Here is a 23,524-nt window from a genome sequence, read left to right on the forward strand (position 1 = left end):
ACTCTTCCTTTACTTCCTATATCTAATGTTATAAGAATTTGGATCAGGCCAATTGAAATCCAAATCTATTTTCACGTTAAATCTATTTTCTATTTCTTTTTTCTTTTCTTTTGTAAAGTACCCTGAAAGATTATGGTATATACTTATATATACTTCTTTTATATTATGTTTTTTCTTTAAGTCTTCAAGAGAATCCTCTAATTCTTTTAAGGCTCGTCTAAACACGATTCTTGGTGAAGCAATCTTTCCGGTTCCTTGGCATATAGGACATTGAGTAAATAAAAGAGCATCAATAGATGGGGATGTCCTTTTTCTTGAAATTTCTAATAACCCTAATTTGGTAAATCCAGAAATAGAAATTTTTGCTTTATCTTTTAAGGTTTCTTTTCTAAAAATATTTATTATCTCTTCCTTATGAAAATTATCTTTCATGTCAATAAAATCTATAAGAATAATACCTGCTATATTTCTAAGCCTTAATTGCCTAGTGATTTCCTTAGCAGCTTCTAAATTAGTTTTAAAAGAAGTGGTTTCAACATTATTTTCTAAAACATTACTTGCTGAATCAACATCAAAAACTGTAAGTGCTTCTGTCTTATCAATTGTAATAATTCCGCCACTAGGTAATTCGATTTTTCTCGAAAAAACATCATCTAACTGTTCATAAATATTTGCCCATGAAAAAGCATCAATATCTACTTTCCTTATTTTTAATTCTGAATATTGTGATTTCAAATGATTAAATTCTTTAAATAGCTCTATATCATCAGTAATTATTTCATTTGTATAATTATCTAACTTTTCTCTTAAAATATAATGGACAAAATCTTCATCTTCAAATAGTAGAGTTGGTTTATTATGATTTTTCGCTTTGTTTAAAATATTTTCCCATATATTTTTTAAATTATGGAATTCATTTTTTATTGTATTAAAATCGACATTCTCACTATTAGTCCTAAATATAATTCCTTCTTCTTCAGTTTCAATTAATATTTCACCTATTTCTCTTAATCGATCTTTTTCATTCGAAGAAAAAATTTTTTTTGAAATGCCTATACTATTTTCACCAAAAGGCATATAGACAATATATCTTCCTGGAATATCTATTCTCATAGTTAATTGCGGCCCTTTTCTAGTATTACCATCCTTTTTTACTTGAACAATAATAAAAGATCCTCTATGCAAAGAGTTAGGATCAACAGTTGTGTCTTTAAATCGAAGAAAGCCATTTTTTTTTGCTCCAATATTTACAAAAAAAGATTCTAATGCTGGTACAACATTTTCTATTCTACCAAGAAATATTTTACCAGATAATTTCCCTGCTTCTAAATCTTCAAAAAAAACTTCCATTAATTTATTATCTTCAAGTAATGCTATACGGATTTCTTCTGTATATTTGCTAAAAATAAGAGACTTTTTCATTGTATCACCTACAGCATATTTTTTAATTATTATATCACAAAGTATTTTGAATTTTAAAATTAAATTTTTTTAAATATTGGGCGATAAATAAACTGGAATTTCCAAGGAGGGATAAAAAATGAATAAAGGGATTTTATTAATTATTTTAATATTGCCGGTTTTGTTATTTTCTGAAACTTATTATGTAATTGGAAATACAGTTTATAGGGGATATAATAAAATAGATCAAAAAAATTTTGAAGTTGTAACAGTGCTACCAGAAAAAGTTTTAAACGATGAATCTGATAAGAGAGTAATTATAATGAGTGATGAAACAGAAAATTTAATAGACGAAAATTTTTTAAAATCAGGTAATATTGATTTTTCAGATATTAGAGTAGTTAATGATAATTTTGTTTATAGTAAAAGAAAAGAAAGTATGTATTATACCAAGACTCATACATTTTCTTATTTTATGCCGAAAGATTATAAGTATTGGAAAATTGGAGGGAGAAGGGAAGATATTAATAAAATGGAATTAAGTACTCTGGAAAATACAATATGGTATAGAATACATAAAACAGGTTATTCTGAAAATAATTTATATAAAGATTTTGAAATGCCATTTGGAATAAATACTTTTGTAGATTTTTCTGCTGAGATGGCTGGATTAGTAGCAAAAAGTAAAATTCTACCAGAAGAAACATATAGCTTGGCCGGTGTAATATTTCTATTTTTAGATTCTAACAAAAAAGATATAGATAAAATTTCCTTTGTTTGGAGTTCTTCTGAACATCCTTTTAAAGAGTATTTTTGGATTAATCCAATACCTTTAAATAATTCCAAAAATTTTCATATAGCTTTTAATGTAAAGGATATTACTGAAAATAATAATGTGAAATATTTAAGGGTTGTATTTTGGACATTTGGGAGCGATAAATATAAAACATTAACGGCAGACTTGTTTATTAGAAATGTTGAAATAACAATATCAAAATCTAAAAATTAATAAGGCCGAAAGGCCTTATTTTTATGGTATAATATTAGTATAAAAATAAAGTAGGAGGCGATATAATGAAAATTTTTCTTGATACTGCAAATATTGAAGAAATAAGAACTGCGAAAAATTGGGGTATTATTGATGGGGTTACAACAAATCCCACTTTAGTTTCAAAAGAAGGAAATATTGACTTTGAAACAAGAGTGAAAGAAATTTGTGAAGTTGTAAAAGGTCCTGTAAGTGCTGAAGTTGTTTCAATGGATTATGAAAATATGGTTAAAGAAGCTAGACATCTTGCATCTTTGAGTGAATACGTAGTAGTTAAAATACCTATGACTCAAGATGGTATAAAAGCAGTAAAAACACTATCATCTGAAGGAATAAAAACTAATGTAACACTTATATTTAGCCCGTTGCAAGCATTATTAGCCGCAAAGGCTGGTGCAACATATGTTAGTCCTTTTATTGGGAGAATTGATGATATAGGAAATCAAGGATTAGATTTAATAGAAGAAATTTTGCAAATATATTATAACTATGATTTTGATACACAAATAATTGCAGCAAGTGTCAGACATCCTTATCATGTTGTTGAAGTAGCTAAAATGGGATGCGATGTGGCTACAATTCCTTTTGGGGTTTTGCAAAAACTTTTCTTCCATCCACTTACTGATAAAGGTATAGAAAGGTTTAACGAAGATTGGAGAAAGTATTTAGAATTGAAACAGAAATAAGATGATAAAAAAATATTTATCTGAAACAATAAAAAGAAAAATAAAAAATTTAGATGCAAATATAATAAAAGCTTTTGAAAAGGTTCCACGAGAAAAATTTGTTTTTAGTGGAATATCTGTAGATGATATATATTCAGATCAAGCTATTCCTGCTTATTATGGGGAGGATTTTTTATCGACTTCTAGCCAGCCTTCATTAATGGCTCTATTTTTTAAGGAATCAAATCTAAAAGAAGGAATGAAAGTTTTAGAAATAGGTTCTGGAACAGGATATAATGCAGCTATATTATCAGAAATAGTTGGGAAAAGAGGATTGGTTATTACAACTGAGCCAGAAAAAGAAATTTATAATATAGCGAAAGAAACATTAAAAAATTATAATAATGTAATTGTATTAAATAAAGATGGATATTATGGATACGAAGGTAAAAAATTTAATGCAATACTTTCGACAGTAGCTGTAGATGGAGTTCCAATTTCATGGATTAAACAATTAGAGAATGGTGGGAAAATTATTGTTCCAATAGTATTAGGAAACGATTTAACAGACTATACATTTATTCTAGAAAAAAACAAAGATGAGGTTTTAGCTAGATTTTTAATTCACACATCTTTTTTAAGAGCTTTAGGTAAGTTGTCTTTTAAACATAAAATAAACCTAATAGAAAATGAATATCAAATGGAAAAAGTTATTAATGTTCCATATAAATTGTTCGAATTTTGTATCACATACTTTAATATAGAAAATAAAGCGATAAAAATTAATGGAGAATATGGAATTTATAGAAATGGGATTTTAAAATTTAAAGGAAATAAATTATTACAAGTGGTTGAAAAAATAAAGAATGTTGATATATTTAAATCACAATTCAAGGGAATTATGATTTATGACTACTTAAATTTTATTCCATATTGATATGGAGATGAGATTGTGTCAGATGTTATGCTGAAAATAGTTAATTCTAGAATTGAGTTTCCAAATATTGAAATTGTATTAAAAGAAAAAGTTGGAATATATACTAAAAATCCACATAAATTTTTGAATAATTTGTTAAAAATAATAATTAAACCTAAAAAATATACAGAGGAGTATATTTTAGAAGGTATAGATGCAGAGAATTTATCTTATTTTAGTAGAAGAATTTTTCATATTGTTTCACCTAATTTATGGAATAATAAAGATATTTTAAAAATATTAAAATCAAAATCTGAAAATAGAAAAATAATCGTATTATCTGAAAAAGATGAAAATTTAAATATATATAAAATATTTGAAATAAAAAAAATAATAGATAATAGTTTTTCAGATGAAAATTTTTTGATAATAACAGATTCTAAAGAATTGTTGGAAGCTATATGCGATAAAGTAATAGATGAAAATGGGAATCAAATTCCTTTTGAAGAAGGTGCTTTCCTAAAAAGATTTGATACAATGGAAGAAATTGAAAAATTAGATGAAATTGAAGGGCATTTTTTACCATTAATATTCAAGAAAAAGGTTTTGAATTTGAGGTAATAGCATGAATATAAATAAATTTTCTATATTAATAATATTGATTATATCATTTACAATTTTTTTAGTGCTTTCCCAAATAATATTTAATTATATCTTTCAAAAAGAGCCATACTTATATTATGGTTCTTTCCCTATTGAAAACAAAAATTTAAAGTTAGCTAAAGAATTTCCGATTCGTGCTAAAGCAGTCTTAGTTTTAGAGGGAGATATTTTAAAAGTATATTTACCAAGAAACAGCAATTATTTTGATCTTGTATTAAAAGATATAAAAATATTTTTATATGATGTGTCTATAAAGCTAAATAAAATAGTAAGACCTTATTTTATTGAAAGGCAAAATTTAAAAGCACCAGATATTTATAGCTTTTACATAAAATTGGTTGGATTGATATTTTTTTCTGTAGTTTTTATATCCGGAAGATTGTATACAGTGTTTGATAGTAGAAATTTTAAATTATTTTTACTCCATTATTATAAACATATTTTAAAAAATTTTATTCTTTTTTCATTTATTATAGGTTCGTTTTTTATTATTTCTGTATTGTTATTTAAGAATTCAAGAGTGATATATCCATATATTATTTTAGCATTAAGTGCAATTTTAGCTGCATCACCTTTTAGAAGTTTTTTTATAAATTTTTTATGGTATATGTTTTTTTTTATAATAGGTCTTTTTTATATAGATGTAAAGTTTATTTCTATTGGTTTAATTTTTCTTATTTTATTAAACTTTATATTTAATTATATAGAAATTTTTTCTGATAAAACAATTAAAGTTAAGGAGGAAAAGAAAATTGATCGATATAAGAGATAGAATTTTGAAAGATTTGAAAGAAAAAATAAATGAAGTAAAAAATATTCAGGAATTTCAAGTGTTGAAATCTAAATTCCTTGGCAAAAAAGGTGAAATATCGAATTTGATGAAGCAAATTTCAAAAATAGAAAAAGAAAAAAGAAAAGAATTTGGAGCTTTTGTAAATAGCATAAAAAAAGAAGTAGAAATTATTTTAGAAGAAGCTTTTTTGAACTTAAAGGAAAAAATGAAAGAAGAAGAGGAAAAGAAAAATTGGGTAGATATAACTTTACCAGGTGCAAAAAGAAAAATAGGTTATGAACATGTAATAAAACAAACAATTAGGGAAGTTTATGATATTTTTTCTAATATGGGATATAAAATTGTAGAAGGTCCAGAAATAGAAACAACATGGAATAATTTTGATGCTTTAAATACACCTGAATGGCATCCAGCAAGGGATATGCAAGATACCTTTTATATAGAGGATAATATTATATTAAGAACACATACTTCACCTGTTCAAGTAAGAACAATGTTAAACAACGAACCGCCTTTAGCTATCATTTCACCGGGTAGAGTATATAGAAAGGATGAACAAGATGCTACGCATTCACCTGCCTTTAATCAAATAGAGGGGTTATACATAGATAAAAATGTTACAGTGGGACATTTAAAGGCAACACTGGAAAGATTTTTAGCTATGTATTTTGGTGGTGCAAGAAAAGTATTATTGAGACCTAGTTATTTTCCTTTTGTTGAACCAGGATATGAAGTCGATGTCGATTGTATGTTCTGTGGAGGTAAAGGGTGCAATGTATGTAAAGGAACTGGATGGATTGAAATATTAGGTGCTGGATTAGTTCATCCAAATGTATTAAAGAATGTTGGATATAATCCTGAAAAATGGCAAGGATTTGCTTTTGGAACAGGAGTAGAAAGAATAGCAATGCTAAAATATGGAATTTCAGATATGAGAGAATTATATAGAAATGATATGAGATTTTTAGGATTATAAGGGAGGAATAGTAGTGAATATATCGAGAAATTGGATTTCAGAATATATTGATTTAAAAGATGATACCGATAATTTAGTAAATAAAATAAAATTACATTCTACTAATGTAGAGAGGGTAGAAAAATTTGGAAAAGATATAAAAGGTATTGTTGTCGGTAAAATATTAGAAATCGAAGATCATCCAAATGCAGATAAAATAGTTATATGTAAAATAGATGTAGGAGATAAAATACTACAAATATTAACTGCTGATAAATCAGTAAAGATAAATGATTTAGTTCCTGTGGCTATGGATGGGGCTGTATTAGCGGGTAATTTTAAGATAAAATCCAGAAAAATGAGAGGCATTATGTCAGAAGGAATGTTGTGTTCTTTAGAAGAAATTGGATTAGAAGAAAAATCAGAATATGTTTATAAAATTCCAGATGAAGTAAAACCAGGAACAGATTTTATAGAATATATAAAATTAAAAGATGAGATTATTGATATAGAAATTTTTCCTAACAGACCAGATTTATTATCTTATTTAGGCGTAGCAAAAGAATTTATTGCAATAAATGCTGCAGAAAATTTAGGGTATCCTGAAATTTTAAATATAGAAAAAGGAGAGGGATTTCCTGTATTTATTGAATACGAAGGGTGTAAGAGATACGCTGCTTTAGTGATGGAAGATGTGGAAATTAAACCTTCACCAACATGGTTAGTAAAAAAATTGGCTACTGCAGGTATAAGAAGTATTAATAACATAGTAGACATTACAAATTATGTATTATTAGAAACAGGGCATCCGGTTCATGCTTTTGATATGGATTTAATTGGGAATAAAATTGTAGTTAGAAAAGCAAATAAAGGAGAAAAAGTTGAATTATTAGATGAAAAAGAATACGAAATGAATGGAAGTGAAACATTAATTACAGATGGAAAAAAAATATTAGCTCTCGGAGGTATAATGGGAGGCCAAAATTCTGGTATTAATGAGAATACGAAAAGGGTGTTATTAGAAGTAGCATATTTTGATCCTGTAAACATAAGAAAAAGTGCAAGATATCATAAAATTTCTTCCGATTCTTCTTACAGATTTGAAAGAGGTGTGGATCCCAATGATGTTGAATTTGTAATGGGAAGATTAGCATATTTAATTAAAGAGTTAGCAAATGGAAAAGTAGCATCAGCAATGACAGATGTTTATCCTGAGCGTATTGAGCCAAAGAAAATTTTTGTTAGATCCAATTATGTGAATGAAAGATTAGGAGTTATTATAGAAGAAAATGAAATAAAAAAAATACTAGATAAATTAGGTTTTGAAAATAAAAAAGTCGGAGAAGGTTTCGAGGTAGTTATTCCAACATATAGACCAGATATAGTAGAAGAAATAGACCTTGTAGAGGAAATTGGAAGAATATATGGTTATCATAACATTCCGTCAAATTTACCAAAACATAATTTAATAGGAGAAATTTCTGATTATATTAAATTTAGAGAAAAAGTTTCTGAAGTAATGCGTTTAAATGGTTATAATGAAGCATTTACATTTGCATTTATGGATAATTCAAGAATGTGGATGAAAAAAGGGGAAGTATTTTTATCAAATCCAATTTCTTCAGAACTTGGAACAATGAGACCATTGCTTGTTTATGGAATATTAGAATCAGCTTCTTATAATTTTAGAAATCAAAGTAGAAATATAAAATTATTTGAAATAGGAAAAAGTTTTTTGAAAGATGAAAATTCAGAAACTAAAGTTAAAGAAATAGAAAAATTATCATTTGTAAGTATTGGAGAAGAAAATCCTTATGATTATACCGATAAAAGATCAGTAAATTTCTATACTTTTAAAGGTGCTTTGGATAATTTGTTAGATTATTTTGGTATAAATGCTGAATTTAAAAGAGAAAAAATAAAAGGTATGTCGTATTCTCAGACAGCAAAAATTTATGTAAATAATGTAGAATTAGGATTTATTGGTAAAATTGATAGTGATATATCAAAAGATATTTATGATATTAATCAGCCAGTTTATATAGCAGAAATTGATTTAGAAAAAATGTATAATTTGAAAAATTATAAGAAAAAAAATATTTTACCATTAGATTATCCTTCAATGCGAAGAGACTATTCTATGTTGGTGGATGATAAAATAACATATTTTGATATAAAAAATATCATCTTAAAAGTAGGGAAAAAATTAGTTGAAGAAATAAAGGTATTTGATGTTTATAAGGGTAAAAATATAGAAGAAGGAAAAACAAGCATTACAATAACAGTAACTTATAGAGCTAAAGATAGAACATTAACTGATGACGAAATAAATAAAATATCTGAAAAAACGATAAATATGTTGGAAAAAGAATTAGGTATTCAGGTAAGAATTTAAAAAAAATATTAATATCTGGCTATTTATAGACGATAATATATGTGAAGGGATTCTTTATTTATTATGGAGGTGCTTGAAATGGATATAAATAAATTAAGTGGAGCGTATAAACAATACATAAAAAATGAAACGATAAAAAAAGAAAATAAAATAGGGAAAACCTCCAATGAGAGTAGAATAATAAAACAGGACAATTCTCCTGTAAAAGTTTCTGTAGATGGCTCATCAAAAAAATATATAGAAATGGCCAGGGAAAAAATTCCTGAAATCAGGGAAAACCTCGTGGAAGAGATGCGCCAGGCCATTGAAAAAGGGTTATATAAAATTGATGCAGAAAAAATAGCTGAAAAAATGCTTGGAGGTTTCTAAAATGCCAGATATTAATATAAAACAAATAATCCACGAGGAGTTAAGTATCCTCGTGGATCTTTTTTATTATCTAGAAAAGTTAAAAAACGCCATTTTAAATAATGATGAAATAGCATCATTAAATTCTTTTATATCTAAAATAAGTGAAAATGCATTAAAATTATCCAAAATTGAAAAAGAAAGAATAGAAATATTTAAAGATATCTCAGAGAGAAAAAATATAAAAAATAATTTAGAAGATTTTATTAATTTATTTAAAAATGAAGATCCTGAACTGTATAAAATGCTTCGTGAATTATCTTCTAAGTTTGTTGACGTATCTTCTATGAATAAGGTTTTAAGAGATTTGTTAAAGGCTAAACTCGAATACAACGATATATTAATAAAGCTGTTTATGGAACCTAAAAACAATGTGCCAGTTTATAACAGAACAGGTATAAAAAAGCAATCAACAGATCAAAGCAAAATAAACTGGCAAGGTTGAGGTGATAAAATGTCATTATTTAATACGTTAAACACAGGAGTTTCTGGGTTATTTTCTAGTAAGATGGCAATGAATTCAACTTCTCAAAATATTGCAAATGTAAATAATCCGAATTATTCAAGAAGAGAAATTAATATGACTACAAATACCACATTAAATTTGGGTGGGTTTGAATTAGGAACTGGATCTAAAATTGAATCAATCAAAAGAGTTCGGGACCAATTTTTAGACATACAATATAGAAAGTATAATAGTAATTATGGATATTGGAAAACTATGAATAGAAATTTAAATTATATACAATCATTATATGGTGAACCATCAGAAGATGGTTTTAGACAATCTTTTGATGAATTTTGGAGTTCTATTCACAAAATTTTATCTGAACCAACTGTGCCAGAGAATAAAAGGGAATTAATTTTCAAAGCGCAAGAACTTTCAAATAAAATGAACAGTTTGTATACTGACATTGAAGGTGTCCAGGAAAACTTGAATAATGATGTAAAAACGATAGTTAAAGATATAAACTCAAAATTAGTTGAGTTGGCTGATTTGAATAAACAAATAAAGGAATTAAAATTTCAAAATATTGAAGCTAATGATTTATTAGATAAAAGAGATACCATTTTAGATGAATTATCTGAAAATATTAATTTTACTGTTAGAGAAAAAAAAGATGGACAAATAAGCTTAATTATAAAAAATCATGAGATATTAAATGGTGAAATATATAAAAAATTAGACACAAAAAAAATAGATGGAAAAGAATATGTATATATTGATAAAGGAGTACTTGAAATTGAAAAAGGTGCTTTAGGTGCAACAATAGAATTAAGAGACAATGTAATTGAAGAGCAATTAAAAAGATTAAACGAATTAGCAGCAACCTTTTATGATACGTTAAATATGATTCACGAAGAAGGTTTTGATTTAACAGGAACAATAAGAGGAATGAATTTTTTTGATAATATTGGTTCAAGTAATATTGAATCAGGTAAATTAAGAAGAATAGCTGGAAATATAATGTTAAGTGGAGAACCTAAAAATTATGTAGATAGTCAAAAAATTTTTAATTATAATACAATTGATAATATAAAACTTAATTTTGATGTTGGGACAGGTGAATTAATAAATATAGAAAATGGATTTGAAGATATAGGCGATTATACAGCGACCATTAATTCAGGAGAATCTTTAAATAATCTAAATTTAGGGAATAAATTTAGAGGAAACTTTAATTATAAGTATAATGTTCAAAATGGTGGATTATTAACCTTTGCTAATGAAGGTGGAGAATCTTTGGATAATAGATTGATAATAGATTTTAATAGAAATATTTTTAAACAACTAGGAATTCCATCAAAAGATATTTCTGCATTAAAATGGTCAAAAATACCGTCATCAAATACTCAGGGAATAATGACATTTAAGGGACCAGGGAATTATTCAGAGACGCTGAATTTACAGGGAGTTACTTCATTAAATGAAATAGCTCAAAGAATTAATATTGATGCTAATGGTGATGGTAATAATGACGGAGGTTTAAAATTAGTAAGAGCTTTTGTGAGGAATAATGAGCTATATTTAGTTCCGACAGAAAAATCCTATTTGGATATGAAAAATATCATTATTGATGATCCAAAAGGTATGTTGCATGAAATGAATTCTAATAGTGTCGAATTATCAGTTTTAGACTCATCACAAAATTCTTTGAAAAATTCTTTTGGATTATATGCATATAAAACAAAAAGTTTTGATTTATCAGAATATGCGTTAACTGATAATATTAATATTACTATAAATTATAAAGATTCAACACCACAATATACAACAACAATACAAAAATCTTTATTGAACAATAGTATAATAGGTTCAAATGGCGAATTTCAAATAATTCAAAATGGAGAAGAATTTGAAATATTACCGGGAGCGGATAATAGCACATTTAGTTGGAATAATATTGATAATATAGAAATAAAAGTTGGATCTGATGTAATAAAAACTAATAATTTTTATTATGATGAAAATTCAGCGGCAACCAAATTAATTAATCAAGGTTGGGCGATAAATTCTCAAGATGCAAAATTAACTTTGAAATCTGACGAGGATTTAAAATGGAGGATGGATTTTTTAGATTTTGGTTCTTTTATGACGATACAAGGGAAAAAAATTCAAATAGATTTTCATAGAGATACTTTGGAAAGTTTAGCCGAAAAAATAAATGAAACAAATACAGGAGTAATAGCGTTTTATACACCGGGTGGAAGATTTGTTTTAAAAGCAGATAAGACACTTGATTATGATTTAAAAAACGTTGAAATAAAGGGACCTGAAAAAATCTTTGAATTTTTAGGCTTATGGAAACATGAAGATGCAACACAGCCATATTCTGAAAATTTTACATTATTAAATCCAAATTATACATCGCAAACATATGAAGAAAAATTAAAATACACATCAAAATTTATCTTATCAGATGAAATTAGTATTGCAAAAAATCTTAAAGTAAAAGACTATCTATTAAGCAATCCGGATATGTTAGGAATGGATTTGGGTAAAATGATTGACAGTGATAATGATGGAGATATTGATACACTAATTCCAAGCGGAGAACATTCATCAACATTATGGGAAAAAGGATATATGTTAAAGAGTTCAAAAATATTTTCAGATGGACGCCAGGATTTTGAAGATTATATAACAGATATGATTACAGATGTAGGATTAACGGGTGAAAAAGCTAAGAGAATGGAAATAAATAGTGATAGTTTAAGGACAGAATATCTAAATCAAAGAGAAAGTGTAAAGGGTGTATCTTTAGATGAAGAAATGGCAAATATGATTAAATATCAACAGGCATTTAATGCTGCGGCAAAAGTAATTAATGTTGTTGATGGTATGTTAGATAGGATTATCAATGGATTGATGAGGTGATAATATGAGAATTACTCAAAGTATGATAGCTAATAATGCATTAAAAAATATTAGGAATTCAATGCTAAAAAGAGAAGAATTAAGTGAACAAATAACAACAGGTAAAAGAATAAAAAAACCTTCAGATGATCCAGTAAATGCAGGTAAATCTAGTTATTTAATGAGCAGGAATAGATTATTAAATGAGTATATTGAAGATATAAAAAACACAAGATCTGTTATGGTATATTATGATACAGCATTGCAAGAAATGCAAAATGTAAATCATAGAATAAAGGAATTAACAATTCAAGCAGCAAATGATACTCAAACGATTGAGGATAAACATCATATAGCTCTTGAATTAAAACAGCTAAAAGAACATTTATATAAACTAGCAAATACGCAAATTGGGGGTAAATATATTTTTGGTGGAGCAAAAACTAATGTTCCTCCAGTAGAAAAAGAAAATGAATCCATAATAATAAATACTCCACAAGAAGCTAATATTAGAGCTAGATTGCCTATTGAACATATAGATATTGAATATGGAGTGACAGTATATGATGTATTCAAAACGGATTCAGGAGAAACAGTATTTGGAATTTTAGATAGGCTTATAAACTCTGTTGAAAATGGAACAGATGATGATATTGAAAGAGATTTAGGATCTTTAGATAACATTTTAAATAAAGTTAATGTGAATCTTGCAAGAGTTGGAAGTGTCGATAATATGTTAGAATCTATGGAAAAAAGGTTTGAAAAAGTGATTGATAATAATACAGATATAATTAATGAATTAGTTGGAACTGACTTAACAAAAGCTTTAAGCGATCTATCATTGGAACAAACAACATTACAAGCAGCATTGAAAACTACCGCACAAATACTACCACAATCCCTTGTGGATTTTATTAGATAGGGAGGAATTAAAAGTGGCATTAAGAAATTATAAAACGCGAATTGGAGAAATAGAAGTAGATGATAATGAAATTATTTTATTTGAAGAAGGAATTCCAGGATTTGAACATTTAAAAAAATTTGTTATTCTCACATTAAAAGAAACATATCCTATAATGTGGTTATTATCTTTAGAAGATGAACTAGTTTCTTTACCGATAATAGAACCAAAATTGATAAAAGTGGATTATCAAGTTCAAATTTCTGAAAAAATAGTTAATAAATTAGGAGTGGAAAATTCGGAAGATGCGGCTGTATTTGCAGTAATGACTATTCCTCATGAAAATCCAGAAAATGCTACAGTTAATTTAAAGGCACCGTTAATTATTTCTAAAAAAACAAACAAAGGTATTCAATTTATTTTGGAAAATGCTGAATATGAAACAAAACACAATATAAAAGATGAAGTAATTATTAGCCAGAAGATATTAGAAAAACAGATAATGGAAGTATCCAAATTTTCACAAGATAAGAAAAAATATCAAACAAAATTTGGAGAATTAGAAATTGCAAATAGCGAAATAGTAAATTTTGAAAATGGGATTCCAGGATTTGAACATTTAAAAAAATTCTATATTCATTTTTTAAAGGAAACATTTCCTATTCAATGGCTACTCTCACTTGAAGATCCTGATATATCATTTCCTATAATCGATCCATTGTTAGTCAGAATTGATTACACATTTGATATATCAAAAGATGTAGTAAAATACTTAGAAATTGAAAAACCAGATGATGTAAAGATATTTGCAATAATGACAATTCCTCATAATGAACCAGATAATATTACAGTTAATTTAAAAGCACCTTTATTAATTTCAAAGAAAAATAATAAGGGGATTCAGATAATATTAGAAAATGAAAAATATCATTTAAAACATAATGTAAAAGAAGAAATAAAAAGAAGTGATGAAATTATGAAAAAACAAACCCCTGATAAAGAGAGGGGTGCATAATATGTTAGTATTATCTAGGAAAAATAATGAAGGCATAATTGTAATGGTAGATGATAAGGTATTAAACTTAAAAATTTTATCTATAGAAGGGAATGCTATTAAATTGGGATTTGATGGACCTAAGGAATTTAAAATATATAGAGAAGAAGTTTATGAAAGTATAATGAAAGAAAATATTTCTGCTACACAGGTTAAAGATGTATCTCATGTAAAAAAATTATTTGAAAAAAAATAGCCCTTTGGGCTATTTTTAATTATAAATATCTTTATCTATTTTTAAATTATATTTTCCTTCAAAATTTTCTACTGCCAAAGGTTTTTGAAGATATAAAATTTTAAGATTTTTAGCTGGAATGGCTTTATTTTTATTTTTTTCAATATATTCTATAAAAGACTTTATAGAATACTCAGTTTTCAAAATATTATTTTTTAAATTTAATTTATCTTTGAAATATATACTTTCTTCACCAAGTAAATATGAATTTTGAATAACATCTTTTAGATTATCTATAAAAACTAAATTAGGTGGAAAAATAGTTTGTTCATTTTTGAATACATGTACATAAGCTGCATCAATACGAGCTCTTTTTAAAACAGCAATTTTATCTTTTTTAAATGGTCCATTATAACTATTAAATAAAATTTCAGTTGAAATTACAGGAACAACTTTCTTATTTTTGTTAAAAAGAAGTCCTTGTAAAGAAGCAATCGAGATTCTAATTCCAGTAAAAGAACCTGGCCCTATAGAACAACCAAATAAATCAATTTCATCTATGATTATATTATTTTCTTTTAATATTTCATCAATTAAAGAAATAATAAAGCTACCGGAGTTTTTTTCAAAATTTTCTTTATAAAAAAAACCTTGACTTGTTTTTAATACGACTAAAACACCTTTGTTAGAAGCATCAATACCGAGGATATTCAAAATATCACCACCTGAAAGGAGAATTTCAATGCCAAACTTTAAAACACATATAATAAGTGGAGTTTTATTTTATCCAATATATTTTTTATTATATTCATTTATTATGGATATTTTAAATACCGAATTTTACCCATCAGAGTCAATTATATTAATTTCTTTTTTCTTTTTTCTTTTGGGAGCAGATTTGCCAGATATAGATCATAATTTTTCATTTATAAATAAGCTTTTTAGAATATTGTTGGTTGGATTAGGTATATTTATGGTATTTAAAATAAGAAGATATTTTGATTTTCTTTCTTTTTTACATTTGAAATTATATATAATAAAAACATTATATATAATTTTTGGAATAATTATTGGAGGAATAATAGGAATATTATTCAATAATATGACAAAACACAGAGGTAAATGGCATAGCCTTTTTACAGGAATTTTATTTGGAATAATTGTTTATTTTCTTAAAGTGAACAATTATTATACTTTTAGTTTTGAAGCATTATTTTTAGGATTATCATTAACAATAGGATTTTGTGTACACTTATTTTTAGATTACTTTTTTAAATCTTGAGATTTTCTTTTTTGATATGCCATTTTATATGCCATCATTGATTGTTCAATTTCATCTAATTCTTCAAATATTCTGGCCATTAAAATATATGTTTTGTAATCATTGGGATTTTTAATCAGTAAATTTTCAGCCATTTTTAGAGCAATTTTATACATTTTTAATTTCATATAAAATTCAACACCTTTATGTGAAGAAATAAAATAAGGTATAAATAAAACAAGTAACAATAATAATATTATTATACTAAAAACATAAAATATAAAGTTATTATTTGATTTAGAGGAAGTATTTGAAATTGTTGAAACATCTGTAGCTGCATTATTTTTGGTCTGTATTTTATTATTCAAAGAAGAATCAGATATAATTTTTTTTAATTCCATAAGCTCTTTATTAAGGGGATCAGGAGCCTTTTTTATTAAATTATCTAGATTTTCTGGAATATTGTTAAATATTATTTTATTGGAACTTTCAATTCTAATTCTAATTGTTTTTATTATTCCTAATAATAAAGTATATAAAGTGTTATGTTCTATGCTTAGGTCCAAAACCTCATTCGTTATATTTAAAATATTTGAAGTAAATTCTTCTAAGTTATCAGGGCCCACAATATATATATTTGAAGATAATTCTCCTATTTTTGTTTTAAGATCAAAATATTTTTTTAGCAAAGTATAATTTTGTAATTCTTCAGAAGTTATAATTCCACCTCTTTTTAGAAAATCTAACAATTTAAAGGCACCTAAATAATTATTTTCATCTAAAAAATATGAAGAATTACTTAATATATAATTTATTTCTTTTACTTTAGATTTTGGAACAAATTTAAAAACAAATTTTTCCATATCATTATCTAGGAATACAGGGGATTTTATAGATTTATCTACAAAAATTTGTAAAAAGCCTTGATATGTGAAAGGAGATATATATTTTTCTAAACCATTTAGTTTATATAAATATTTACATGAATTTTGTTCAATAATACCAGTTTCTAAAATTCTTTTTATAATTAGAGGGATTTGAGGAAATATTTTTAATATAAGCTGAGTTTCATTTTCGCTTAAAAAATTATTATATAATCCTAGTGAATTACAAAATTTACTAAAATTCTCTTCTATTAAAGATTCAAAAAAAGGAGCATTTTTATATTTCTCAGCGAAATATTTTTTTGCTGATAATATTTCGCCTAAAATACCAATAGATGGATCATCAGGGTTTCTTGAAATATATTTTACGAATTCACCCCATGCCTGATCTAAAGTATTTGGTATTTTTGATAAGTTTCGTATTTCATCTGTGGTTATAGAAAAAGATAAAATATTTACTAGAATTATTATTAATATAAAAATTTTCTTCATCTTAGCTCCTTTCAAGCTCAGGTTTTATATAAACTCCCCAAAATACTTTTATTATCATAGCTGTTGGAACAGCTATTAAAGCACCCGTAAGACTTATAATAGAACCAAGGATTAATAAAGAAAATATGGTTATTACGGGATTAATTCTTCCATAATCTTTCATAATGGAAATAAAAATAATAAAAGCAATTCCATGAATTATTACCATAATAAGCAAAAATATTAACATGGTTGAAATTCCACTAGAAACCCCAACAATTATCATAGGAATAAATTCTAGTATAACACCGATAACAGGAATAAAATTTGTTACAGCTGCCCAAAAACTTAATAATAATTGATACTTTATACCTAAAAATGACATAGCTAAAAATGCTGAAACTCCTACAAATGCTGAGGCAAATAATGTAGCAACAACATAATGTTCTATCTGATTAAACGTTTCATCGTAAAAAATATTAGCAGTTTTTCTTAGCGATTTTGGATAAAGATATTGTAATTTGGATTTAAAATAATCAAAATAAAAACTAGAGTAAATACTACCAATAGTCAAAAAAAACAAAAATGTAAACGCTTTTTGACCGTATGTTGGTATTAACTCAATAAAACTTGAAAGTAATTCTATAATCCTAGGTTGAAGTGAATTCATTACATTATCTATGTTATTAACAATATTCTCTGGTTGATTTTTTAATAAAATTTTCCATTGAGCTTTTTGAAAAAAATCATTTAAAAATAGTATAAAATTACTTATTTCTTTTATAACTGTTGGTATTAACAATATAAGCAAAAGATAAAGAAAGAATAATGAAGAAATAAGCGAAATAATAATAGCGATTTTAAATGGTATTTTTAATCGATGCAATCCCTTAGCTATTAAATTAATAGCTAAAACAAAACCTAGTGTGAAAATTATAATAGTAAAAACATCTCTAGAAACAAAAGCTATGCTAATAAACAAAAGAAAATATATAGCTGAAAATAAAGCGCCTCTTAAATTTGGGCTTAGCCTCATTTTAATCAACTCCATTAAATTCAAAAAATTTTCTTAATTCTTCTATATTATTTGTAACACCTAAAGCTACAGTTAATTTAATTCTCGCTTTTTGGCCAGAAACTTCATTACCTAAAATGGCACCTTTGTTTTTTAGATCCGCTCCACCGCCATGATAACCATAAACACCAAGGACTCGACCTTTAAAACATCTTGAAACTACAATGACAGGGATATTTTTTTCTTTGATAAGCCATTCTATTTTATCTGCTACTTTTGGTGGGACATTTCCTCTTCCAAAACCTTCAACGACAACACCTTTAAATCCTAAATCAGGTAATACGTTCAAAATAGAACCATCATCGCCAGTGTAAGTTTTTATTAAAGCAACTTTATCTTCAACATCTATTGCATCAATATGCATTCTTAAAAGAGATTCTCGGTAAAATATTATAGCATCCTCATCAACTATTCCCAAAGGCCCATAACCTGGCGAATCAAAAGTAGCAACATTGCTTGTATAAGTTTTTGTTACCTCTCTAGCAGAGTGTATTTCATCATTTAAGCATACTAATACACCTTTGTTATGTGCTTTCCTAGATGAAGCAACTCTTACTGATGAAATTAAGTTTGCAGGGCCGTCAGTACTTGGTTCATTCCAATTTTTCATTGCAGCTGTTAAAACAATAGGTTTATCTTCATTTAAAACAAGATCTAAAAAATAAGCAGTTTCTTCTAATGTGTCAGTTCCATGTGTAATAACCACACCATCAATATTTTCTTTAGAAATAATTTCTTTTACAAATTTTGAGAGTTTAAACATAATCTTTGGGGTCATATGAGGACTTGGAATATTTGTAAATTCAATTAATTCAGTTTCTGCAATATTTCGTAATTCTGGAATATCATTTAAATGTTTATTCCGTTCTTCAGAAGGGATAACTCCAAGTAATGGATCATGAACCATTGCTATAGTACCACCGGTTGTTATAATTGCTATTTTTCCCATATTTATCCCCTTTCTTTTTAATTAATTTTTATTTTTGCCACATAAAAAGGAATTAATGTTTCATCCGGATAAAAGTAATAACCAAAACCGTCAAAGTAATTTTTTATTCCAAATCTATCTAAATCAATATTTTCAAAGCTAATTTTATTATATTTTTCAGCTATATATTTCATATTTAATGTATTTTCTTCTTTTGAAATAGTACAAGTTGAATATACAATAGAGCCCTTTTCTTTTATTAAATTATTAATTGCATTGTCTAATAATTGCTTCTGGATTTTAGAATAAATATTAAAATCTCTTTTTGTTACTCTATGTAAGACTTCAGGGTGTATTGAAGATGTTCCTAATGAAGTACAAGGAGCATCAATTAGTATTTTATCATATTTTTCCCCATTATATTCAATACCAGAGATTAATTTTGTTTTTATAATATTTATCCCTAATCTATTGGCATTATGTTCAATCAATTCTAATCTATCTATATCAATATCTAAGGCTACTATTTTCCCAGTGTTTTCCATTATTTGAGCTAATTCAGTTGTTTTTCCACCTGGAGCAGCACACATATCCAAAACTTTTTCACCAGGTCTGGGATTTAATATTAAAGGAATTATTTGAGAACTTTCATGCTGTATATAAAACATTCCATCTTTATAAAGATCAGTGACTTCAATTGGTGATTTTGGATTTTTTATAATAATTCCCAAAGGAGAATGGGAAGAATATTCTATATCAAAATTATTATTTAATTTTTCAAATAATTCTTTTCTAGTATTTTTTAAAGTATTTGTTCTTAAAGTAAGGGGGTTAATTGAATTACTTTTCTTCAGAAAGTGTAAAACATATTCTTCTGGAAAAGACTCAAGCATATAATCATATAGCCATTTTGGCACAGAATATTCAGCCCATTGTGGTAATTGTATTTCATCTTTTTTTGTCAAAAGGTTTTTTAGAGTAGCATTTACAAAACCTCTAATCTTTCTATTTTTTGCAACTTTCACAGTTTCATTAACAGCAACATATGGTTTAAAATTATTAAGGATCTGATAAGCACCTAATCTCAATATCCATTTTGAAGCAGGGGGGGTATTCTTATAATTTTTGATTAATTTTTTTAAATAAAAATCTATTTTTACTAGGTTCCTAATTGTTCCCCATACCAAATTTTTTAATAGAGCCATATCTTGATTAGAATATATTTTATTAAAATATTCAAATGATTTTTGGGGAATATAATGTTTTTTGTCAAATTCTCTTAATAATAAATAAGCATCTTTCCTAATCATCTAAATCACCTCTTTTTATTATTATATCAGAGGTATATTACAAAAAATAATATTGAAAAGAAAAGAGCCCATGTGGGCTCTCATATATTATCTATGTAAAATTTCTTTTAATTCCTCCATAGTATATACTTTAGGTGGTTCAATACCATTAAAATGTGCAGCATATTCAACTGTATATGCACCAGCGTTAATAAAGTATACAATATCATTGTAATCTATATCAGCCGGTAAAATATGATCTTCATAAATAGTATCCACACTATCACAAGTTGGTCCTGCCAAAGTAAAGACATCTGTGTTATCATAATTTTTCCCTTCAAATTGTATTTCATATTGGAAATTTTCTATTGTTTCCATTAAACCATGGAACACTCCAACATCAAGATAAATCCATTTTTTAGAGCCTTTTCTACTCTTTAAAATAACTTTAGATACTAATATTCCAGCATCACCAACCATAGATCTTCCTGGTTCTGTAATAATCATCAGGTTTTTGTGTTTCCAAAGATATTCATTTATAGAGTCATCTACAACTTTTCCTATTTCTTCAACGGTTGGAATTGGTTTTGTATGTTGTACAGGAATGCCGCCTCCAAGATTAAGCATTTTTAATTCAATTCCGTTTTTTAATAATTTATTAAACACGACGCTAGCTTCAAGAATAGCTTCTTGCCATTTATATTTATTATATGATTGAGATCCAACATGAAAGCTAACACCAAAAGGTTTTAACCCATGTTTATTTGCCCAATTTAATATCGAAATAACATGATCAATATCAGTTCCAAACTTTCCAGATAAAGGCCAATCGCTATCAGAAGAGCTGGTAGCTATTCTTGCATAAACTTTTGAACCTGGAGCATTTCTAGCAACTTTTTCAACTTCCATTTCACTATCAACAGAAAAATATTCAATTCCAACTTCCCATGCATAGGCAATATCTTTTTCTTTTTTTATAGGATTACCAAAACTCATTTTTTTAGGACTTACTCCGAGAGATAAAAGTTTATTTATTTCACCAACAGAAGCTACATCAAAGGAAGATCCCAAATCTTTTAAGGCTTTTAATATTTCAATATGAGAATTGGCTTTTACAGCATAAAAAATTTCTACATTTTTCATCGATTCTTTTAATCTAATATAATTTTTTTTAACCTGTTCAATATCTAAAACTAAAAAAGGAGTTTCTAATTTTCTTGCTGCTTCCCTGATTAAATTATTTACCTCCATTTTTTTCCCTCCCAGTAAGGTTGATTATTATGGAAGTATGATAAACCACAAATGTTACTAATACTAACATTTTTGTTTAACAAAAAGAGCATTTTGTATTAAAATAATGAAATCCTATGTAGGATTTCATTATATGTTGTCAACTTCAAACCTTTCTACAAGTTTTTTGGCTAATTCGCATTCGGAATTAGAATACTCACCTATAATTACCTCTTCCTTAAAAACTTTACCAAATCCTTTTTTTATAGCATCAGCCATTTCATTGAAAGAGATTTCTCTTTTCAATACTGAATTTACATCAATAACTTTATTTTTAAGATGATTAAGTAATATATTCTTTTTCTCTGATGATAAATTAAAGCTATTTACATAACTATTCAAAGGAAAATTTATTGGAATAGACCCATGTTGTAAGATATAATGATCATTTCTATATTGAGCGCTTCCAATAAACTTTTTCTTATCAATAGTAATTTCATATATAGAAGGTGAATCATAACATGCAGGAGTATTCAAGTGTTTATTTTTATTTTTTTCAACATCGCAATTTATTTTTAAATGTTTCAAGCTTTCTATAAGTGCTTCAGAAATTACTTTATAGCTTCCGATAACACTTTTAGGTAATAATGGATGATTTGTAGGTGCAGAAAAAAGATAAGTTATTTCTTTATGATGTAACACAGCTCTTCCACCAGTGGGCCTTCTAACAATATCTATATTATTTATTTTTAAGTATTCTAAGTCGATATCCTCTAATTTTTGAAATTTTCCTAATGAGAGAGTAGGTAAAGTCCATCCATATAACCTAATAGTTGTAGGTTGAAACCCTTTCCCTACATGTTTTGAAATAGCTAAATCACAAGCCATATTCCAAGATCCCATGTGATAAGTATCTATTATAAGACGTATCATCAAATACCTCCCAACGGTTTTTTTAATGCCATTCCTATTTTTCTTGGAAAACATGAAGGTGTTTTATCAATTTTTCTTAATACAATAAAATATCTGTCTTTATCAAATAATTTATAATGATGTTCAGCTTCTATCTTGAAATTTATTTTTTCTACAGCATTAAATAAATAATCTCTTTCTTCAGATTTATAAGTTGGCCCTTTATATAAAAATAATATTCCATTTATTTTTAAAAGGGGAGCAGCATATTCTAATAATACATCACTTCTTGAAACAGCTTTTGCCGTTGCATAATAATATGATTCCATCATTTTTTTTGAAAATACTTCAACTCTATCATTTACAGTTTGAATATTTTGTAAGTTTAATTTTTCTGCGAAAAAGTTAACAGCTTTTATTTTCTTTTCAATACTGTCTAATAAAGTAAAATTTATTTCAGGAAAAATTATAGATAAAGGAATACCAGGAATACCGCCACCAGTTCCTATATCTATAAAATTAGTTCCTTCTTGTAGTTTTGTGAATTTTAAGAAAGGAAAAATACTATCTAAAATTAATGATTTAGAAGCTAATTCATATTCTTTTATTGCAGTTAAGTTAACAGGGTAATTTATTATTAATTCAATAAAGGAATTCAACTGATTGTATGAAATTTCGTTCAAGTAAATTTCATATTTTTTAAGAAGTCTCAACAAAAAATTCATTGACAAGTACCTCCTAA

General features: G+C 26.4%; 23 protein-coding genes. 14 read left to right on the top strand and 9 right to left on the bottom strand.

All coding sequences use genetic code 11. The features are described 5' to 3' along the window. Positions 1-9: 9 nt before the first annotated feature. A complete protein-coding gene (locus tag ACYQ44_RS02695; protein ID WP_459995029.1) occupies positions 10-1,422 on the bottom strand; it encodes an Rne/Rng family ribonuclease in 1,413 nt (470 codons plus the stop codon). A 118-nt stretch (positions 1,423-1,540) separates the two neighbouring features. Here ACYQ44_RS02695 and ACYQ44_RS02700 point away from each other — a divergent pair, with 118 nt between their 5' ends. The 13 genes from ACYQ44_RS02700 to ACYQ44_RS02760 all read left to right on the top strand — a co-directional run bounded on the left by ACYQ44_RS02700 (position 1,541) and on the right by ACYQ44_RS02760 (position 14,753). Continuing rightward, positions 1,541-2,410, top strand: coding sequence for a hypothetical protein (locus ACYQ44_RS02700; protein WP_459995031.1), 870 nt, complete (start codon positions 1,541-1,543; stop codon positions 2,408-2,410). Positions 2,411-2,475: 65 nt separating this feature from the next. Further along, on the top strand, positions 2,476-3,135 hold the full coding sequence (fsa, locus tag ACYQ44_RS02705) for a fructose-6-phosphate aldolase (RefSeq protein WP_459995033.1): 660 nt from the start codon (positions 2,476-2,478) through the stop codon (positions 3,133-3,135). A gap of 1 nt (position 3,136) precedes the next feature. Then, positions 3,137-4,051, top strand: coding sequence for an rRNA adenine N-6-methyltransferase family protein (locus tag ACYQ44_RS02710; protein ID WP_459995035.1), 915 nt, complete (start codon positions 3,137-3,139; stop codon positions 4,049-4,051). A 15-nt stretch (positions 4,052-4,066) separates the two neighbouring features. Beyond that, positions 4,067-4,651 (top strand): hypothetical protein, encoded by a 585-nt coding sequence (locus ACYQ44_RS02715; RefSeq protein ID WP_459995037.1) that lies wholly within the window; start codon positions 4,067-4,069, stop codon positions 4,649-4,651. 4 nt (positions 4,652-4,655) lie between these two features. Further along, on the top strand, positions 4,656-5,465 hold the full coding sequence (locus ACYQ44_RS02720) for a hypothetical protein (RefSeq protein WP_459995038.1): 810 nt from the start codon (positions 4,656-4,658) through the stop codon (positions 5,463-5,465). Next, the gene (gene pheS / locus ACYQ44_RS02725; RefSeq protein WP_459995039.1) at positions 5,446-6,462 is read left to right on the top strand and encodes a phenylalanine--tRNA ligase subunit alpha; all 1,017 of its coding nucleotides are present in this window, start codon (positions 5,446-5,448) and stop codon (positions 6,460-6,462) included. Before ACYQ44_RS02720 ends, pheS begins: the two co-directional genes overlap by 20 nt. Positions 6,463-6,475: 13 nt before the next feature. Continuing rightward, positions 6,476-8,836 (top strand): phenylalanine--tRNA ligase subunit beta, encoded by a 2,361-nt coding sequence (gene pheT / locus ACYQ44_RS02730; RefSeq protein ID WP_459995041.1) that lies wholly within the window; start codon positions 6,476-6,478, stop codon positions 8,834-8,836. 78 nt (positions 8,837-8,914) lie between these two features. Beyond that, the gene (flgM, locus tag ACYQ44_RS02735) at positions 8,915-9,205 is read left to right on the top strand and encodes a flagellar biosynthesis anti-sigma factor FlgM (RefSeq protein WP_459995042.1); all 291 of its coding nucleotides are present in this window, start codon (positions 8,915-8,917) and stop codon (positions 9,203-9,205) included. Position 9,206: 1 nt separating this feature from the next. Then, positions 9,207-9,689 carry a flagellar export chaperone FlgN gene (gene flgN / locus ACYQ44_RS02740; protein ID WP_459995044.1) on the top strand — a complete coding sequence of 161 codons (483 nt, stop codon included), beginning with the start codon at positions 9,207-9,209 and terminating at the stop codon, positions 9,687-9,689. A 9-nt stretch (positions 9,690-9,698) separates the two neighbouring features. Then, positions 9,699-12,623 (top strand): flagellar hook-associated protein FlgK, encoded by a 2,925-nt coding sequence (flgK, locus tag ACYQ44_RS02745; RefSeq protein WP_459995045.1) that lies wholly within the window; start codon positions 9,699-9,701, stop codon positions 12,621-12,623. Between the two features lie 4 nt (positions 12,624-12,627). Then, entirely contained in the window at positions 12,628-13,524 is an 897-nt protein-coding gene (gene flgL, locus ACYQ44_RS02750) for a flagellar hook-associated protein FlgL (RefSeq protein WP_459995047.1), read from the top strand. A 13-nt stretch (positions 13,525-13,537) separates the two neighbouring features. After that, positions 13,538-14,518 (top strand): flagellar assembly protein FliW, encoded by a 981-nt coding sequence (gene fliW, locus ACYQ44_RS02755; RefSeq protein WP_459995049.1) that lies wholly within the window; start codon positions 13,538-13,540, stop codon positions 14,516-14,518. A 1-nt stretch (position 14,519) separates the two neighbouring features. Further along, complete coding sequence (locus ACYQ44_RS02760; RefSeq protein ID WP_459995050.1) at positions 14,520-14,753, top strand: carbon storage regulator; 234 nt, start codon at positions 14,520-14,522, stop codon at positions 14,751-14,753. Positions 14,754-14,768: 15 nt separating this feature from the next. Here ACYQ44_RS02760 and tsaB read toward each other — a convergent pair whose 3' ends face one another. After that, positions 14,769-15,446: a tRNA (adenosine(37)-N6)-threonylcarbamoyltransferase complex dimerization subunit type 1 TsaB gene (gene tsaB / locus ACYQ44_RS02765; RefSeq protein ID WP_459995052.1), complete on the bottom strand. Its 678-nt coding sequence runs from the start codon at positions 15,444-15,446 to the stop codon at positions 14,769-14,771. Positions 15,447-15,474: 28 nt separating this feature from the next. Between tsaB and ACYQ44_RS02770 the strand changes: the two genes are divergently transcribed. Further along, positions 15,475-16,014: a metal-dependent hydrolase gene (locus ACYQ44_RS02770; protein ID WP_459995053.1), complete on the top strand. Its 540-nt coding sequence runs from the start codon at positions 15,475-15,477 to the stop codon at positions 16,012-16,014. On the opposite strand, the gene ACYQ44_RS02775 is transcribed toward ACYQ44_RS02770, so the two are convergent. The 7 genes from ACYQ44_RS02775 to rsmG all read right to left on the bottom strand — a co-directional run bounded on the left by ACYQ44_RS02775 (position 15,996) and on the right by rsmG (position 23,507). After that, positions 15,996-17,369, bottom strand: a complete 1,374-nt coding sequence (locus ACYQ44_RS02775) for a tetratricopeptide repeat protein (RefSeq protein ID WP_459995055.1) — start codon at positions 17,367-17,369, stop codon at positions 15,996-15,998. The two genes, ACYQ44_RS02770 and ACYQ44_RS02775, sit on opposite strands and share 19 nt — an antisense overlap. 1 nt (position 17,370) lies before the next feature. After that, a complete protein-coding gene (locus ACYQ44_RS02780; RefSeq protein WP_459995056.1) occupies positions 17,371-18,384 on the bottom strand; it encodes an AI-2E family transporter in 1,014 nt (337 codons plus the stop codon). Position 18,385: 1 nt separating this feature from the next. Then, positions 18,386-19,372, bottom strand: a complete 987-nt coding sequence (locus ACYQ44_RS02785) for an asparaginase (protein ID WP_459995058.1) — start codon at positions 19,370-19,372, stop codon at positions 18,386-18,388. Positions 19,373-19,389: 17 nt separating this feature from the next. Then, a complete protein-coding gene (locus ACYQ44_RS02790; protein WP_459995059.1) occupies positions 19,390-20,661 on the bottom strand; it encodes a transcription antitermination factor NusB in 1,272 nt (423 codons plus the stop codon). Positions 20,662-20,748: 87 nt separating this feature from the next. Next, entirely contained in the window at positions 20,749-21,891 is a 1,143-nt protein-coding gene (locus ACYQ44_RS02795; RefSeq protein ID WP_459995060.1) for a type III PLP-dependent enzyme, read from the bottom strand. A 129-nt stretch (positions 21,892-22,020) separates the two neighbouring features. Continuing rightward, the gene (locus ACYQ44_RS02800; protein ID WP_459995062.1) at positions 22,021-22,803 is read right to left on the bottom strand and encodes a lipoate--protein ligase family protein; all 783 of its coding nucleotides are present in this window, start codon (positions 22,801-22,803) and stop codon (positions 22,021-22,023) included. Next, positions 22,803-23,507, bottom strand: coding sequence for a 16S rRNA (guanine(527)-N(7))-methyltransferase RsmG (gene rsmG / locus ACYQ44_RS02805; RefSeq protein ID WP_459995064.1), 705 nt, complete (start codon positions 23,505-23,507; stop codon positions 22,803-22,805). The genes ACYQ44_RS02800 and rsmG overlap by 1 nt, the downstream gene beginning before the upstream one ends. Between the last annotated feature and the right edge of the window lie 17 nt (positions 23,508-23,524).

It is taken from the genome of Marinitoga arctica (genome assembly GCF_054657315.1).

Bases quoted from the DNA above. Each gene is read 5' to 3' on its own strand.
- ACYQ44_RS02720 (WP_459995038.1), top strand. From the start codon at position 4,656: ATGAATATAAATAAATTTTCTATATTAATAATATTGATTATATCATTT.
- ACYQ44_RS02770 (WP_459995053.1), top strand. From the start codon at position 15,475: ATGCCAAACTTTAAAACACATATAATAAGTGGAGTTTTATTTTATCCA.
- ACYQ44_RS02800 (WP_459995062.1), bottom strand. From the start codon at position 22,803: ATGATACGTCTTATAATAGATACTTATCACATGGGATCTTGGAATATG.
- ACYQ44_RS02790 (WP_459995059.1), bottom strand. From the start codon at position 20,661: ATGATTAGGAAAGATGCTTATTTATTATTAAGAGAATTTGACAAAAAA.
- ACYQ44_RS02700 (WP_459995031.1), top strand. From the start codon at position 1,541: ATGAATAAAGGGATTTTATTAATTATTTTAATATTGCCGGTTTTGTTA.
- ACYQ44_RS02780 (WP_459995056.1), bottom strand. From the start codon at position 18,384: ATGAGGCTAAGCCCAAATTTAAGAGGCGCTTTATTTTCAGCTATATAT.
- flgK (WP_459995045.1), top strand. From the start codon at position 9,699: ATGTCATTATTTAATACGTTAAACACAGGAGTTTCTGGGTTATTTTCT.
- ACYQ44_RS02695 (WP_459995029.1), bottom strand. From the start codon at position 1,422: ATGAAAAAGTCTCTTATTTTTAGCAAATATACAGAAGAAATCCGTATA.
- ACYQ44_RS02710 (WP_459995035.1), top strand. From the start codon at position 3,137: ATGATAAAAAAATATTTATCTGAAACAATAAAAAGAAAAATAAAAAAT.
- flgM (WP_459995042.1), top strand. From the start codon at position 8,915: ATGGATATAAATAAATTAAGTGGAGCGTATAAACAATACATAAAAAAT.
- ACYQ44_RS02775 (WP_459995055.1), bottom strand. From the start codon at position 17,369: ATGAAGAAAATTTTTATATTAATAATAATTCTAGTAAATATTTTATCT.
- ACYQ44_RS02795 (WP_459995060.1), bottom strand. From the start codon at position 21,891: ATGGAGGTAAATAATTTAATCAGGGAAGCAGCAAGAAAATTAGAAACT.
- fsa (WP_459995033.1), top strand. From the start codon at position 2,476: ATGAAAATTTTTCTTGATACTGCAAATATTGAAGAAATAAGAACTGCG.
- rsmG (WP_459995064.1), bottom strand. From the start codon at position 23,507: ATGAATTTTTTGTTGAGACTTCTTAAAAAATATGAAATTTACTTGAAC.
- ACYQ44_RS02785 (WP_459995058.1), bottom strand. From the start codon at position 19,372: ATGGGAAAAATAGCAATTATAACAACCGGTGGTACTATAGCAATGGTT.
- flgL (WP_459995047.1), top strand. From the start codon at position 12,628: ATGAGAATTACTCAAAGTATGATAGCTAATAATGCATTAAAAAATATT.
- ACYQ44_RS02760 (WP_459995050.1), top strand. From the start codon at position 14,520: ATGTTAGTATTATCTAGGAAAAATAATGAAGGCATAATTGTAATGGTA.
- flgN (WP_459995044.1), top strand. From the start codon at position 9,207: ATGCCAGATATTAATATAAAACAAATAATCCACGAGGAGTTAAGTATC.